Source organism: Mesorhizobium sp. M7A.F.Ca.US.011.01.1.1 (assembly GCF_003998295.1).
In the GTDB taxonomy this organism is placed as follows: domain Bacteria; phylum Pseudomonadota; class Alphaproteobacteria; order Rhizobiales; family Rhizobiaceae; genus Mesorhizobium.
Genome location: NZ_RZRT01000002.1, coordinates 1 through 14400, shown reverse-complemented (window position 1 = coordinate 14400; position 14400 = coordinate 1). Strand labels below are relative to the sequence as shown.

At 63.7% G+C, this 14400-nt stretch carries 17 protein-coding genes; 11 read left to right on the top strand and 6 right to left on the bottom strand.

Going from position 1 to position 14400, the window contains the following annotated elements; genetic code table 11:
* Positions 1 to 126 precede the first annotated feature (126 nt).
* Positions 127 to 1014: a D-alanyl-D-alanine carboxypeptidase family protein gene (locus tag EOA13_RS02615; protein WP_127289466.1), complete on the bottom strand. Its 888-nt coding sequence runs from the start codon at positions 1012 to 1014 to the stop codon at positions 127 to 129.
* A 207-nt stretch (positions 1015 to 1221) separates the two neighbouring features.
* Here EOA13_RS02615 and EOA13_RS02610 point away from each other — a divergent pair, with 207 nt between their 5' ends.
* The 4 genes from EOA13_RS02610 (at position 1222) to EOA13_RS02590 (ending at position 5647) form a co-directional block, all read left to right on the top strand.
* Positions 1222 to 3036, top strand: coding sequence for a methyl-accepting chemotaxis protein (locus tag EOA13_RS02610; protein WP_127289464.1), 1815 nt, complete (start codon positions 1222 to 1224; stop codon positions 3034 to 3036).
* Positions 3037 to 3382: 346 nt separating this feature from the next.
* The gene (locus tag EOA13_RS02600) at positions 3383 to 4483 is read left to right on the top strand and encodes a hypothetical protein (RefSeq protein ID WP_127289462.1); all 1101 of its coding nucleotides are present in this window, start codon (positions 3383 to 3385) and stop codon (positions 4481 to 4483) included.
* A gap of 111 nt (positions 4484 to 4594) precedes the next feature.
* On the top strand, positions 4595 to 5215 hold the full coding sequence (locus EOA13_RS02595) for a nucleoside triphosphate hydrolase (protein WP_127289460.1): 621 nt from the start codon (positions 4595 to 4597) through the stop codon (positions 5213 to 5215).
* 84 nt (positions 5216 to 5299) lie between these two features.
* The gene (locus EOA13_RS02590) at positions 5300 to 5647 is read left to right on the top strand and encodes a hypothetical protein (protein WP_127289458.1); all 348 of its coding nucleotides are present in this window, start codon (positions 5300 to 5302) and stop codon (positions 5645 to 5647) included.
* Between the two features lie 22 nt (positions 5648 to 5669).
* Here EOA13_RS02590 and EOA13_RS02585 read toward each other — a convergent pair whose 3' ends face one another.
* The 3 genes from EOA13_RS02585 to EOA13_RS02575 form a co-directional block, all read right to left on the bottom strand.
* Positions 5670 to 6374: a glutathione S-transferase N-terminal domain-containing protein gene (locus EOA13_RS02585; protein ID WP_127289456.1), complete on the bottom strand. Its 705-nt coding sequence runs from the start codon at positions 6372 to 6374 to the stop codon at positions 5670 to 5672.
* Positions 6375 to 6538: 164 nt separating this feature from the next.
* Entirely contained in the window at positions 6539 to 7747 is a 1209-nt protein-coding gene (locus EOA13_RS02580) for a beta-ketoacyl-[acyl-carrier-protein] synthase family protein (RefSeq protein ID WP_127289454.1), read from the bottom strand.
* A gap of 5 nt (positions 7748 to 7752) precedes the next feature.
* Positions 7753 to 8007 (bottom strand): acyl carrier protein, encoded by a 255-nt coding sequence (locus EOA13_RS02575; protein ID WP_013528393.1) that lies wholly within the window; start codon positions 8005 to 8007, stop codon positions 7753 to 7755.
* A gap of 221 nt (positions 8008 to 8228) precedes the next feature.
* Here EOA13_RS02575 and EOA13_RS02570 point away from each other — a divergent pair, with 221 nt between their 5' ends.
* From EOA13_RS02570 to EOA13_RS02550, 5 genes are read left to right on the top strand one after another with little or no spacing between them, the layout of a single operon-like run.
* On the top strand, positions 8229 to 9068 hold the full coding sequence (locus tag EOA13_RS02570; RefSeq protein WP_127289452.1) for an urease accessory protein UreD: 840 nt from the start codon (positions 8229 to 8231) through the stop codon (positions 9066 to 9068).
* A gap of 28 nt (positions 9069 to 9096) precedes the next feature.
* The gene (locus EOA13_RS02565; protein ID WP_015314510.1) at positions 9097 to 9399 is read left to right on the top strand and encodes an urease subunit gamma; all 303 of its coding nucleotides are present in this window, start codon (positions 9097 to 9099) and stop codon (positions 9397 to 9399) included.
* A 10-nt stretch (positions 9400 to 9409) separates the two neighbouring features.
* Complete coding sequence (locus tag EOA13_RS02560; protein WP_127289450.1) at positions 9410 to 9664, top strand: DUF1272 domain-containing protein; 255 nt, start codon at positions 9410 to 9412, stop codon at positions 9662 to 9664.
* Between the two features lie 32 nt (positions 9665 to 9696).
* The gene (locus EOA13_RS02555) at positions 9697 to 10284 is read left to right on the top strand and encodes a HupE/UreJ family protein (protein ID WP_127289448.1); all 588 of its coding nucleotides are present in this window, start codon (positions 9697 to 9699) and stop codon (positions 10282 to 10284) included.
* Between the two features lie 8 nt (positions 10285 to 10292).
* Entirely contained in the window at positions 10293 to 10598 is a 306-nt protein-coding gene (locus tag EOA13_RS02550) for an urease subunit beta (protein ID WP_127289446.1), read from the top strand.
* A 20-nt stretch (positions 10599 to 10618) separates the two neighbouring features.
* Here EOA13_RS02550 and EOA13_RS02545 read toward each other — a convergent pair whose 3' ends face one another.
* Together EOA13_RS02545 and EOA13_RS02540 are read right to left on the bottom strand one after the other, a co-directional pair.
* Positions 10619 to 11107, bottom strand: a complete 489-nt coding sequence (locus EOA13_RS02545) for a hypothetical protein (RefSeq protein WP_127289444.1) — start codon at positions 11105 to 11107, stop codon at positions 10619 to 10621.
* 129 nt (positions 11108 to 11236) lie between these two features.
* Positions 11237 to 11620: a hypothetical protein gene (locus EOA13_RS02540; RefSeq protein WP_127289442.1), complete on the bottom strand. Its 384-nt coding sequence runs from the start codon at positions 11618 to 11620 to the stop codon at positions 11237 to 11239.
* Positions 11621 to 11799: 179 nt separating this feature from the next.
* On the opposite strand from EOA13_RS02540, the gene ureC reads away from it, so the two are divergent.
* Both ureC and EOA13_RS02530 read left to right on the top strand, forming a co-directional pair.
* A complete protein-coding gene (gene ureC / locus EOA13_RS02535; RefSeq protein WP_164779971.1) occupies positions 11800 to 13515 on the top strand; it encodes an urease subunit alpha in 1716 nt (571 codons plus the stop codon).
* 226 nt (positions 13516 to 13741) lie between these two features.
* Positions 13742 to 14230 carry a DUF29 domain-containing protein gene (locus EOA13_RS02530; protein WP_127289438.1) on the top strand — a complete coding sequence of 163 codons (489 nt, stop codon included), beginning with the start codon at positions 13742 to 13744 and terminating at the stop codon, positions 14228 to 14230.
* Positions 14231 to 14400 lie beyond the last annotated feature (170 nt).

Below are 14400 nucleotides of genomic sequence, written 5' to 3'. Positions count from 1 at the left end.
TTTCCAGTGGGTCAATTGGCGCGACTCAGCACCCTACCCAAAACAGTAGCGTAGCTGCCCTCACCGAGTCAAGAAAAAATTCCTATCCGTCACCGTGCGCCCAGACGCGAACCGCGCCGCGGCCTACTACTGCTCGGCGAACATCAGCCTGGTCTTGGCGCCGTCCATGGTCGGCGACAGGCTCCGCTGGATCAGCGCTTCGACATGGTCGTTGCGCTGGCGGGCTGAGTCGGCGCCCATCACCACGACGATCAAATTGCGGCCGTCGGCATTGTAGGAGGTGACGATGTTGAAGCCCGAGGCCCTGATGTAGCCGGTCTTGATGCCGTCGACGCCGCGCACGCGGCCGAGCATGTCGTTGTGGCCGCGCACCAGCCGGCCGCGGAACATGAAGTCGCTTTCGGAGAAATAATGGAACTGCTGGGGAAAGCGCTGACGCAGCGCCATGCCGAGCACCGCCATGTCGCGCGCCGTCGTCATCTGGCCATCATCGGGCAGGCCCGACGCATTGCGGAAGCTGGTGCTGGTCATGCCGAGCTGGCGGGCTTTGGATGTCATCATGGCGGCGAACTGATCTTCACTGCCGCCGAGATATTCGCCGACCGCCACCGCCACGTCGTTGGCCGATTTGACGACGATGGCGCGGATCGCCGAATCGACATCGATGCTTTCGCCGCGCCGGAAGCGCAGCTTGGTCGGCGGCTGCGAGGCGGCATGGTCCGAAACCGGGATCTGCGTTTCCTTGGTGACGCGGCCGGACTCCAGCGCCTCGAACAAAAGGTACAGCGTCATCATCTTGGTCAGCGAGGCCGGATAGCGCTGCGCTGTCGAGCTGACCTCGAACAGCTGCTTGCCGGTCCTGGCGTCGACGACGATTGCCGCATATTTCTGCGCCGGCGCCGGCACGGCCAGCACGCTGTCGGGCGGCGTCGTGGCGCAGCCGGCAAGCAGCACCAGCAGGGCGAGTGCCACAAAAACTCTGTGGATGAGCGGAAGGGGACGCAGGTTGGACAAGGGCAGGACTGTTCTGGGTCGGCTGTTGCTGAGATAAGGCGAAGCTAACGTAACGCGGCTGTTGCGTCCATTTGGTTAATGGCTGACAGTCCCAGGATTGTCGAGGCCTGAAGCCGCCCCGAAAACGCCCGTTTCCCGTGTCTTTCCTTGCCAGGGCCGCGTTTCCCGTGGGAAGGGGCGTGGTATCTCAGGGCTTGGGGGCTTGGCATGACGAATATCGGGGCCGGGGGCGCTGCGCCCTCGCTTATCAGGGCATCGCTCAGCCGCACCGGCAAATGGGCCGGCAGCGTCGCCTTTATCGGGGGTGCCGTATCCGACATCCTCAATCCGCTGGCGCCGTTCGCCGCCTATATCGCGCTGATCGCCGCGGTGGCCGCAATCATCATCGCCATTGCCATCGTGCTCAGGCTGGTGCTGGCGGCCAAGGCGCTGCCGGCCTTGATCTTCGCCACCACAGCGGCGGCCGTTGCCGGCGGCGTCTACGGCCTGCAGCAGCAGACCAACGCCCAGAGCGGGGTGATCGCCAGCCTGGTGCCGGCCATTGCCGGGCTGCAGCAGTCGATGGGCATCGTGTCCGAAAAAGTGGCCAAGATCGAGCAGACCGTCACGCAAACGCAGAAGACGGTCGAACAGGTCAAGCAGACGACCGACACGGTGGAGAAGAAGGCCGATGAGATCGCTAACGCCCAGCAGCAGCAGGCGCAGCAGACGGCGGAAGTGCAAAAGACCACCGAAGAGGTGAAGAAGCAGACCGAGACGCTGGCCGCCGGCCAGGCGCAGCAGCAGGCCCAGACCGAGAAGCTGCAAGAAACGACGCAGCAAATCGCGGCCTCGATCGACACCATCGCCAAGGGCTTTGCCGCCCTTGCCGCGCAGGGCGGGGCGATTGCCGAGCCCAAACGGCCGGACGAGTTCTACCACAATGCCCGCGTCTACGAGCTGTCCGGCGACATGCTCAATGCACGGCGCTCCTACCTCGCCTTTGCCGGCTTCGATGTCGACGCCATCGATCCCTACACGCGCTTTGCCACGCTGCTTCGGGTGCAGGACGGCAAGGCCGGGGCCCGCGAGGTGTTCGGCGCGCTTGCCGACAAGGGCAAGGCGCTGTCGATCAGGCTGGTGCATATCCAGCAGTTCGACGACGCCCAGCGTCTCGACAAGCTCAACGCCTTCATATCAGCCCATGCGGATTTCGCGCCGGCCTATTTCCTGTTGGCGCAGGAGTTTTCCGAAGACCGCCTCGGCGCCCAGACGCTGGCCGACAAGCGCAACGAGGCCAAGGCGCTGACCAAGTTCACGTCCTACGAGAAGGATGGCGGGCTGCTGAAATATTTCGTCGACCAGACGCAGTTGGCCGACTGGCTGGACCGCAGCCGCAGCCGGCTGGCAGCGCTTGCCGACGTGCTCGATCCCGCCCGCTTCGTGCCTTCGCTGACGCCGATGCGCTCCAACCAGGGCTGGTCGATGACCATCTCGCTGCCGGAGCCGGCGACCGCCATCTCCTGGCGCATGGGCGACAGCGGTCCGTTCACCGACACCGGTTTCCTGGCCATGAACGACCAGACCACCGGCAAGCCGATGGCAAATCCGAGCTTCGAGATGCCCGACAGCACCGTGGCCGGCATCATCGCCATCAAATATCTCGACATCAGGGGCCGCGAGACCGGCCCGTTCGGCATCCGCTTCGACCCGGAGGCGGCACTCCAGCAGGGCAACAAGCAGATCCTCGACCAGTTCTGGACCTCGTGGATCGCCTTCGATGCCAGCGGCAATCACGGGCTGGTCTATTTCACCCAGATGCTGTCCTACCGCTGCGCCATCAAACAGGTGCATTACAGCCTGAACGGCGCGGCACTCGACAAGGAGATCAAGATGCCGCCTTGCGACAAGAAGGACCCTTACGCCATCCCCTACGACTACCAGCCCTATTTCAAGGTCGCCGACAGCGTGAAATCGATCTCGGTGCAGGTCACCTACACCGACGACACCAAGTCGCCGGTGCGGGAATACAAGCGGCAGTAGCTGCGCTCACCCTCCCCTTGTGGGCAGGGCTATCGCACGTGGAATTCTTGAGATGTCTGCCCGGCACGGACCCCCACCCCTAACCCCTCCCCACAAGGGGGAGGGAGACTTCCGTTGGCGCCGACCCAGACTAGTCGCCTGTCTTTTCGGCGCCAAAGAAAGAACAATTAAGGCACGCGGCAGCGTTCCCTCCCCCTTGTGGGGAGGGTTAGGGTGGGGGTCCTCTTCGAAAGAATCCATATGCGATGTGGGAGAGGGTGAGAACTGATGCAAATTGCCAATCCCGGTGCTTGCGCAAGTGCCGCCGAACAGGCCAGTTTGCGCCTGCAGAATCGGTGAGAGCGCAATGACCATCCATACGATCAAGGCCAGAGGCATTTCGGTTTCGCTCGACCTCACGGTCGGCCATATCGCCGACATGGTCGTCGAGGGCGGCGGGCGGCAGCTGAAGCCGCTGCACCGCGCGCCCTGGGTCGATGCGAACGAGACGCTGCCGGACAATCTGCCGGAAGGCACGGTTCGGCTGTCCGGCGATTTTCTCTGCGCGCCGTTTTCGCGCAGCGATGTCGAGGAAGCGCCGCTGCATGGCTGGCCGGCCAACAGCGCTTGGGATGTCACCGAAAGTGCCGCAACGGAGGATGGCTGGCGCGCGGTCTACCGCCTGCGCCACAAGGTGATGGGCGCAACGGTCGACAAGATCCTGACGCTGCGCGACGGCCATCCCTTCCTCTACCAGGAGCATGTGTTTTCCGGCGGCCACGGTGCGATCTCGGTCGCGCATCACCCGATGACGGCGATGACGGGCGGCGGCAGGCTGGCCTTTTCGCCGAAGCGGTTTGCGGCGACGCTGGACGATCCGCTGGAGCCGGATCCCGCACGCGGCCGCTTCCTGCTGGCCTATCCGGCACGATCCGCCGATCTCAGCCAATTCCTCGCCGCCGGCGGCGGTACGCTTGATCTCACGGAATACCGCATGGATGACCGCCGCGAGGATTTCCTCACGCTGGTCGAGGCCGATCATGGCGGGCCGGGCTGGACCGCGCTGGCGCGCCAGGCCGAGGACGATTTGGTGCTGGTGCTGAAGAACCCGGCCGAACTGCCGATCACCATGCTGTGGCTCAGTAACGGCGGGCGCGACTACGCGCCCTGGAGCGGTCGCCACCTGGGCGTGCTCGGCATCGAGGATGGCCGCGCCGCCGTCGGCCATGCCGCCTCGATCGGCGACAACTGGCTGAAGCGCGAAGGGGTCGCGACCGCCTTTGCACTGGGCGAAGGCCAAAGCGTGTCCTTTCGCCATGTCATCGGCGCCATTCCGCTGGCCGGCGGCGAGCCGCCACAGGCGATCACGACGGCGGATGGCCGCATACGACTGGTGACGGGTGGCGCGACGCGGGAGGTTCCCTTCGACAGCGATTTCCTGCGTATTGGCCAGCCAGCGGCCTCATAGGTGGGATTGCGCGGCCGCAGGGTTTGAAATTTCCACGAACTGCCGCCAAGATGTGGCCGAAATCATCATGCGGAACATGGTGGATTTGAAGCTCCTGCCAGAGAGGCTCCAATGTCCGAAATCGCCCATCTCGCCGCCACCATCTTCAAGCGTGCCGGCAAGGCAAACCGCTTCATCGTGGCCATTGCCGGGCCACCAGGCTCCGGCAAGTCGACGCTGTCGGCGCGGCTGCATGAACTGCTGCCCGAAGGTGCTTCGGAAGTCGTGCCGATGGACGGCTTCCACTATGACGACGCCGTGCTTGAGCGGCGCGGCTTGCGCACCCGAAAGGGTGCGCCGGAAACCTTCGACTTTGCCGGTTTTGAGGCCCTGCTGAAGCGTATCCGTGCCGGTGAACCCGATATCGCCATCCCGGTCTTCGACCGCAGCATGGAGCTGTCGCGCGCCGCCGCCTCGATCGTCGCCACGCAAACCAAGTTCATCCTGGTCGAGGGCAACTATCTGCTGCTCGACGAAGAGCCGTGGTCGCGGCTGGCGCCGCTGTTCGATTTCTCGATCTTCGTCGACGTCCCGCGCAACGAGCTCGAGCGCCGCCTGATGGAGCGCTGGCACGGACATGGCCGCTCCGATGAAGATGCGCGCGCCTGGATCGCGTCCAACGACCTGCCCAACATCGAACGCGTGCTCGCGCGGCGCCGGGCTGCCGATCTGGTGATCGGCCTTTCCGCTTGATTCGACGGATTGCGCAAGGGGAACCTTAAGACTTTCAGGCCGTTATCCCGACAGGCAATTGTGCCAAAAGAGGGATTCGGTCCAATGGCAACCAAGGCAAGAAAGCCCGCGCCCGCCAAGGGCAAGGCGACCCAATCCAAGGCCGGCGCCGGCCCGGCGATGACAGCCCGTTCGAAGGACGCCAAGCCGGCCTTCGGCAAGGCAGCGCCGAAGAAAGTGGTGCCGGCCGCAGCGAAAGCCGCGCCAAAAGCCGCAAAGCCGAAGAAGCCCGCGAGTTCCAGCGACTCCCTGAGCGGCAGTGCGGTGCGCACGGCCAAGGCGACGGCGAACGTCGCTGCCGGCGCCGTCATGGTTGCCGCCCGAGGTGCTGCGTCGCTCGCCGCTTCCGTCATGGGCAAAGGCGGTTCGAAGGCCAAAGCGAAGGCGAAATAGACGCGCTTCGGAGGCTGGTCGGCTATCCCTTGGCCGGGATGGTCAGCCCTTTTTGCACCGCCGGCCGCGCCAGGCCGCGCTCCAGCCATGTCGAGACATTGACGAAATCGTCGAAGCCGACGAGTTCGCGCGCTTCGTAGAATCCGATCAGGTTGCGCACCCAGCCGAGCAGCGAGATGTCGGCGATGGTGTAGTCATTGCCCATGATCCACTTGCGCCCCTTCAGCCTGCCGTCGAGCACGCCGAGCAGTCGCTTTGACTCGTCGCGATAGCGCTCCAGAGGGCGTTTGTCGGCGATCTCGCGACCGGCGAATTTGTGGAAGAAGCCGACCTGGCCGAACATCGGCCCGACCGAGGCCATCTGGAAGAACACCCACTGGATGGTCTCGTAGCGGCGCGCAGCATCGATAGGCATGAGCAGGCCGGTCTTTTCAGCGAGGTAGAGCAGAATGGCGCCGGATTCGAACAGGCCGATCGGCTTGCCGTCCGGACCGTTCGGATCGATGATCGCCGGTATCTTGCCGTTGGGGTTGAGCGACAGGAATTCCAGTGTCCAGCTTTCGTTCTGGCCGATGTTGACCCAATGCGGCTCGTAAGGCAGGCCGAGTTCCTCCAGGGCGATCGAAATCTTCACGCCGTTCGGCGTTGTCGCCGAATAGAGCTGGAGCTGATCCGGACGCTTGGCCGGCCAACGCGTTGCGATCGGAAAGGCGGACAGGTCGGCCATGGAAACTCCTGTATGGGGATCCGCGCCGAGCGGCGCGGTCCTGGCGGGTCGGCCAAGGATTAGACGCGACGCAAGGCACGATCAATATGGCGGTGAAGGGATCGTCGTGCACGAACAGTCAACGGAATGGTTTGCTGGGGCAGAGCGCGCGCCCGGCCTTGGGTTCAGACAGCCTTGAAGGCCAGCACGGCATTGGTGCCGCCGAACGCGAAACCGTTGCTGATCGCGGCGCGCACCTTGCGCTCGCGCGGCACATTCGGCGTGACGTCGAGGTCGCAATCCGGATCGGCCTCACGAAAATTGGCCGTCGGCGGCACGATGCCTTGGCGGATCGCCATCACGCAGGCGATCATCTCCAGCGCCCCCGATGCGCCCAGGCAATGGGCGTGCATCGACTTGGTCGACGACACCGAAAGCTTGTAGGCATGGTCGCCGAAGACGCGCTTGATCGCTGCCGTCTCGATCTGGTCGTTGGCCTTGGTGCCAGTGCCATGGGCATTGAGGTAGTCGACATCCTCGGGATTGAAGCCGGCATCGGCCAGGCAGGCGCGCATGGCCGCTGTCGGCCCTTCGACGGTCGGAGCGACAATGTCGGAGGCGTCGGCGGAGAGGCCGGCGCCGGCGACCTCGGCAAGGATGGTGGCGCCGCGCGCCATGGCGTGCTCGTACGTCTCAAGGACCGCCATGCCGGCGCCCTCGCCGAGCGACAGTCCCTGGCGGTCGGCCGAGAATGGCCGGCAGGTGTCGGGCGCCAGCACGCGCAATGCTTCCCAGCCCTTCAGGATGCCCCAGACCAGCGGCGCATCGGTGCCGCCGGCGACCATCACGTCGGCGCGGCCAAGCCTGATCTGGTCGACGGCCGAGGCGATGGCGTGGTTGGATGAGGAGCAGGCCGAGGTGACACCGAAGACCGGGCCGCGCAGGCCCAGACTCATGCTGACGTGGCCGGAGGCCGCGCTTGGCATAACCTTTGGCACGGTGAAGATACCGGCGCGGTTCTTGCCCTCGACCAGGATGGCACGATAGCTCTCTTCGATCGCCTCCCAGCCGCAGACGCCGACACCGACGACAGTGCCCATCCGATAGGTGGTGGCTTCATTCGAAACCAGGCCGGCCTGCTGCATGGCCTCCCTGGCTGCGATCGTCGCCAGCAGGCTGAAGCGGTCCATCGACACGGTCTGCTTGCGGTCGATGCCGTGATCTGGAAGCGCCTTGATTTCGCAGCCGACCTTGACCTTCAAATCATGCAGTTGGGGACTTGTGATCTGGCCGATGGCCGAGCGGCCGGCGCGCATCTCGTTCCAGATCGCGGACGCGCTGGTGCCGAGCCCGCAAATGCCGCCCATGCCGGTGATGACAACGCGCTGCCGCATTCAGTTCAGGCTTTTTTCGCGATCAGCGCGCGCACAGCTTCGACCATGTCGCCGACGTTCTTCAGATTGCTCCACGCGTCGACCGTGTTCATCTCGATCTCGATGCCATACTCTTCCTCAAGATCGAAGATAATCTCCGTCAGCTCGAGCGAATGGATGCCAAGCGAGGTCAATTCGGTGGTGGTGGTGATTTCTTCGCCGCCCGGCTCGGCATGAGCCTTGATCTTCGCGATGATATCCGTTGCCAGCTGGTCGGCCATTCGGTTCCTTCCCCACTATCTCGCGTTTCCCGACGCCAACTGAGCAGCGCCCCTTTTTCTCCTGGTATCAAGCCGCCGTCGTCGTTTAATACCCCCGCCAAGCGCAGCATGACCGTACCAAGGTGGTTCCCTCTATAGAAACCGAAACGTTGTCAAGCAACAAGCTATATCGATCTCCATATCGACAAAGCCGACGGAGTGCTTAACGTGCAGGCATGGATATGGGCGAACCTAGCGGCGAACATGACGGGATTTCGACGCAGCGCGTTGCGGGCGTCGCGCGGCTTTCCTGCGCGCTCAGTGAGGGCCGAACGCGCCTGCGGCGCCTCTATCAGGACGGCGCCGCCAAGATAAGAATGCCGGCTGTCTCGACCGATCCGCTCGAAGCGGTGCTGATCAACACCGCCGGCGGGATGACCGGCGGCGACCGTATCGCCTGGGAGGTGGATGTCGGCGCGGCCGCTTCGGCATCGATCACCACCCAGGCCTGCGAGAAGATCTACCGGGCGGCATCCGACCGTGCCGAAGTGCGGGTCAATTTGTCGGTCGGCGAAAACGGGCGCATCGCCTGGCTGCCGCAGGAAACCATCGTCTTCGACCGGGCGGCCTTTGCCCGCACGCTCGACGTCGAGCTTGCCGTCGGCGCCGAGGCGCTGGTGCTGGAAGCCGCCGTCTTCGGTCGCCTGGCGATGGGCGAACGCGCCACCCAGGGCAACTTCCATGACCGCTGGCGCGTGCGCCAGGATGGCGCCCTCATTCATGCCGAGGATTTCCGCATCGGACCCGATATCGCCGCTACGCTCGATCGCCCGGCGGTTGCCGGCGGCGCGATCGCGGTGGCGACGCTGCTTCTGGTGTCGCCGCGCGCCGAAGCCCTGCTCGACCGGGTTCTTGAGATCGTCGGCGACCAAGGCAGCGCCAGTGTCTGGAGCGTGAAGAAATCTGGCAAGCTTCTTGCGAGGCTCTACGCCGGGGACGGCTACCGGCTGCGCCAGCGGCTGGTTCCACTCGTCGAATTGCTCAACGGAAGGGCGGGATTGCCCAAATTATGGTCACTATAGGCCTGTCTCTACCAATCCAGGGAAACGCATGAACCTGACGCCGAGGGAAAAGGACAAGCTGCTGATCGCCATGGCGGCGATCGTGGCGCGCAAGCGGCTCGAACGCGGCGTCAAGCTCAACCATCCGGAAGCGATCGCGCTGATCACCGACTTCGTCGTCGAAGGCGCCCGCGACGGCCGTCCGGTCGCCGAACTGATGGAAGCCGGCGCCCATGTCGTCAGCCGCGCGCAAGTCATGGAAGGCATCGCCGAGATGATCCATGACGTGCAGGTCGAGGCGACTTTTCCCGACGGCACCAAGCTGGTGACCGTGCACGAACCGATCCGTTGAGGAGGACAGGATGCTGGAGCTGCGTCCCAACTGCGAATGCTGCGACAAGGACCTGCCGCCCGAGGCGACGGATGCGCTGATCTGCACCTTCGAGTGCACCTTTTGCGCCGGATGCGTGGAACAGGTGTTGGGCGGCATCTGCCCCAATTGCGGCGGTGGTTTTTCGGCGCGGCCGATCCGCCCGGCAGCGATGCTGAAGACATACCCGGCGTCGAGTAAACGCGTTCTCAAGGCCGAAGGCTGCGGCCCCCGCAAGGCGGCGTAAACACCAGACCGAGCAAAACGAAAGGCAATAGAATGATCCCTGCCAAACGCCTCTCCCTGTCGGCGACCCTGCTGCTGGCCGCTGCCATGCCGGCCTATGCCCATGTCGGCATCGGCACGGCCTCCTCCTTCACGGCCGGCTTCATGCACCCGCTTTCCGGGCTCGATCACATGACGGTGATGATCGCGGTCGGACTGTGGGCGGCGATCAAGGGCGGCAAGGCGGTTCTTGCCTGGCCGGCGGCCTTTGTCGGTGTCATGCTGGTCGGCGGCGCGCTGGGCATGCTGCATATGCCGCTGCCTTTTGTCGAACCGGGCATACTGGCATCGGTCGTGACGCTCGGGCTGCTGGTGGCGCTGGCGATCGATCTGCCAGTCTCGGTCGGCGTCGCCATCATCGGCCTGTTCGCACTGTTCCACGGCCACGCGCATGGCACCGAGGTGCCGGAGAATGCCGGCGGGCTTGAATACATGGCCGGCTTTGCCATTGCCACGCTGTTGCTGCATGGCACCGGCATCGCCGCCGGTCTCGGTCTCGGCATCCGGTTCCGCGGCCTGGCCCGTACTGCCGGTGCCGCCTGCGCGGCGATCGGCATCGGCCTCGCCTTCGGCATCGTGTGAGGGTGACCATGATCCCCGGTGAGATCATCACGGTGGACGGCGACATCGAGCTCAACAAGGGCCTGCCGACCGTCACCCTGAAAGTCGCCAACAGCGGCGACCGGCCGATCCAGGTCGGCAGCCACTACCATTTCTTCGAGACCAATGAGGGGCTGAAATTCGACCGCGAGCGCGCCAGGGGCATGCGCCTCGACATTGCCGCCGGCACGGCCATGCGTTTCGAGCCGGGCCAGGAGCGCGACGTCACGCTGGTGCCGCTCGGCGGCAAGCGCGAGGCCGACGGATTTCAGCAGAAGGTGATGGGCAAGCTGTGAGATTTCCCAGCGCGCTCGGCTCAGTTCGACGGCTTGGCCGCGGCGTAGATGACGACCTTTCCGGGATCGTCGAATTCGACGGCGAGGACATCCTGCACAAGCACGCGCCGCGACTCGATGGCGTTGAACAGCAGCGCGTTGGCCTCGATCTCCTTGCGCAGTTCCGCAATGTCGTCTTGATGCTGCTTGACCTTGCTTTCTATCTCCGGCGGCGGGCCGCCTTCGCTGCGCGCGGCGTCGGTGAGGAACACGATGTCGACCTTGTCGAGCTTGGACGTCTTGCGCACCGTACCGATGTTTTCACGCGTGCGATCGATCGCCGTGTTGACGCTGCGGGCTTCGGCGGTGGCCTTGGCCTCTTCCTGCTTGACCTGCGAGCCGACGATGCGGTTGACGGTCTCCGTGCTTTCCAGCCCTTGCGCTTTCAAATCGGCAACAGAACCTGCCGCCGCCAGGAATGCCGTGGCGGCGACTGCCTGCATTCTGGTCGAGAAAGAAGTGATCGCCATCGCTCGCTCCTGAGAGAAGTCGTTTCGGGGCGCGGGTTAGCGCGAAAAGAACAAAACGAATCCCGCCCGGCGAAGGTTCCTTTCCCGATGCGGCCGGCAGGCCGGATGCCGGCCCGCCGTGCCGTCTCGTCAGCTCGCCTTCTTGGTGATCAGGGTCAGTGCGCCATTGGGTTCCATGCTGGCGGCGACGACTTGCGCCGAACTGAGCCCCTTGGCTTCCAGCGCCGACTTCACCTTGGGCGTGGCGTCGATCGAGCTGCGCAGTTTCTTCAGGCCGTCATCGCCACGCTGGGCGATCACCTGGTTGACCTGCGTCTGGGTGTCCTTCGGCAGCTCGGTGATGTCGACGATGTTGACGCTCTGGATCGTCGGCACCGCCGGCTGAGCCTGGGGCGTGGCTGGAGCAGGCGTTGCCGGCGCTGGGGCGGGCTGTGGCGCGGGTTGCTGCTGGGCACTGGCGGCGCCCGCCAGCATCAGGCTGGCAGCGGCGGCAAGAATTATTGTTTTGCGCATGGATTTTCCTTTCCATCGATTGGCAAACGGTCGGTCTGGGGTGACCCCCTAACCTCAACCGCCAAATGGGATCAGAAGGTGTCGCCCAGCGGGTCATTGCGTGACTATAGGATGGCAGCAATGTGCAGCCGCGCTTCAATCCCACCGCATTTCGGCAAACCGCATTTCAGGAGCAATCGCTGATGGCTAGAATTACCCGCGCCGCGTATGCGCAGATGTATGGCCCGACGGTCGGCGACAGAGTGCGCCTTGCCGACACCGAACTGTTCATCGAGGTCGAGAAGGATCTCACCATCCATGGCGAAGAGGTGAAATTCGGCGGCGGCAAGGTAATCCGCGACGGCATGGGCCAGAGCCAGGTTTCCAGGGCGCAAGGCGCCGTCGATACCGTCATCACCAACGCGCTGGTGATCGATGCCAGCGCAGGCATCTTCAAGGCCGACGTCGGCCTCAGGGACGGGCGCATCACGGCCATCGGCAAGGCCGGCAATCCGGACACGCAGGATGGCGTCACCATCATCATTGGTCCCGGCACCGAGATCATCGCCGGCGAGGGCAAGATCCTGACCGCAGGCGGCTTCGATGCGCATATCCACTTCATCTGTCCGCAGCAGATCGAAGAGGCGCTGATGTCAGGTATCACCACCATGCTCGGCGGCGGCACCGGTCCGGCGCACGGCACGCTGGCCACCACCTGTACGCCGGGGCCATGGCACATGGCCCGCATGATCCAGTCCTTCGATGCCTTCCCGATGAACATCGGCCTGTCGGGCAAGGGCAATGCCTCGCTGCCCGCAGCCCTCGAGGAAATGGTGCTGGGCGGCGCCTGCTCGCTGAAGCTGCACGAGGACTGGGGCACGACGCCGGCGGCGATAGACTGCTGCCTGTCGGTCGCCGACGACTATGACGTGCAGGTGATGATCCACACCGACACGCTGAACGAATCCGGCTTTGTCGAGAACACCGTCGCGGCTATCAAGGGCCGCACCATCCACGCCTTCCACACCGAGGGCGCCGGCGGCGGCCACGCGCCCGACATCATCAAGGTCTGCGGCCTGCCCAACGTCATTCCGTCCTCGACCAACCCGACGCGGCCCTACACGGTCAACACGCTGGCCGAGCATCTCGACATGCTGATGGTCTGCCATCATTTGTCGCCGTCGATCCCCGAAGACATCGCCTTTGCCGAAAGCCGCATCCGCAAGGAGACCATCGCGGCGGAAGACATTTTGCACGACATCGGCGCCTTCTCGATCATCTCATCGGACAGCCAAGCCATGGGCCGCGTCGGCGAAGTGGCGATCCGTACCTGGCAGACCGCCGACAAGATGAAGCGCCAGCGCGGCTCGCTGCCGCAGGAGACCGGCAACAACGACAATTTCCGCGTCCGCCGCTACATCGCCAAATACACGATCAACCCGGCCATCGCGCATGGGCTGTCCAGGGATATCGGCTCGATCGCGGTGGGCAAACGCGCCGACCTGGTGCTGTGGAACCCTGCCTTCTTCGGCGTCAAGCCGGACATGGTGCTGATCGGCGGCATGATCGCCGCCGCCCCGATGGGCGACCCCAACGCCTCGATCCCGACGCCGCAGCCGATGCACTACCGGCCCATGTTCGGCGCCTATGGCAAGGCAAGGACCAACTCGTCGGTGACCTTTGTTTCGAAAGCCGCGCTCGAGTCAGGCCTGCACGGCAGGCTTGGCGTCGACAAGCAGTTCGTCGCTGTTGAAAACACCCGCGGCGGCATCGGCAAGCATTCGATGGTGCTCAACGACGCCACGCCGCATGTCGAGGTTGACCCCGAAACCTATGAGGTCCGCGCCGACGGTGAATTGCTCACCTGCGAACCGGCGACGGTGCTGCCGATGGCGCAGAGGTATTTTCTGTTTTGATGCCAATCTGTCGACCGAGACTCGTGAACTTGGTCAAATGTGCCTGAGGAGACGCGCTTCTCACCCGTGCGCCCAGAAAAGCGCACGCACTTTGTCAGCTGTCGGCACAAAACCGTACACGGTTTGTCAACACCGAGATCGAGACGTGTCGTTGGATGGCCTTGATCGACCTGCATCCTCTGCTTCCAACTTGGAAATCTGGCGCCTTTGGCGCAATATAAGCTGCATGAACAAGATTTTTCGCAAACAGCAATTGACGCCCTATGAGGCCGATTATGCTCAGTGGTGCGCCGAACAGGGCGCGCTGTTGCGCGAAGGTCGTCTGTCCGACCTCGACCGCGAGAATCTTGCCGAGGAGATCGAGAGCTTGGGGCGGAGCGACAAAAGGGAAATTGCGAGCAGGCTTGGCACCTTGATCCTTCATTTGCTCAAATGGGGTTTTCAGCCTGAGCAGCGCAAAACTGGATGGCTGCTCACAATCCGTGAGCAGCGACATCGGATTGAAAACCTGCTCGATGAAAGTCCGAGTCTGAAGGCGTATCCGGGGCAGATGCTCGGACGAGAGTTCAAGATAGCAAGATTAAAGGCGCTAGACGAAACCGGCTTGAGAGATCGCGATTTCCCTGTTGATTGTCCATACGCGATCAGGGAAATTCTAGACCATGACTATTTTCCAGGTACGCCGTGGTCTTCGGATAAACTTATTCGCGAGTAGCCGAGAAGTGGCCGTCGCAGATATTTCATCGCGTCGTGAGCATTAGGTCGTGAACTCATAAATGCTGGATGATTGAGACGCTGGAAAGCAATCACCCGTCGGCCTACAATCTGACTATGCCGTTCGCCCGCAAATTAATTCTTCATGTTCCGGTATCGGATGAGACCTTG